The following is a 510-nucleotide window of genomic DNA, read 5'->3' as shown; positions in this document are numbered from 1 at the left end:
TCATTAGCGTTGCATAAAAAATGAATCCATCTATTGTCAAATTATTCTGAATGACATTTTCAACTTCACAACCAAAAACGAGAACAGCCAAGCAAAAGGTAGCCACTATCCATTTGGTAGTTTTATACATTTATTACAACATCGACAACAACAAACAACACTTACTTCCTTTTCTGTCGCCCTCTGGATGTTCGTTTGGATTGGTAATCCATTCTGCCTATCCATTGTTCAAAGGTCTGCCAGAGAAACACTTTGAGCCATCTACTGATTTGCAGCAGACTGTGCTGACTGTTTCTTTCCAGCTTTACAAGAAGCAACAAGCAGTAAGCAATGAGAGCGAGAAAAACTTGATTCCAGACCGCATTTTCACTTGTTCCATAGAACGTCTTGATCTTTGCGTGTTGTTTCATCCATTTGAAAAACAGTTCTATTTGCCAGCGCCAACGGTAGATGTCGCTCAATTCTTCTGCTTCTAAGTCGAACCGATTGGTGATGATTCGAATACGATTT

The 510-nt window shown here is 39.4% G+C and carries 1 protein-coding gene; it reads right to left on the bottom strand.

The window, feature by feature from the left end; all coding sequences use genetic code 11:
* Positions 1-161: 161 nt before the first annotated feature.
* A partial coding sequence (locus AC3WQH_RS25565; protein ID WP_492332334.1) for a transposase occupies positions 162-510 on the bottom strand: 349 nt, incomplete at its 5' end.

The sequence above is a fragment of the Brevibacillus sp. FW301-21C12A genome (assembly GCF_058788915.1).
The sequence above is the reverse complement of the archived record's forward strand: the minus strand, read 5'-3'. Positions and strand labels throughout refer to the sequence as shown.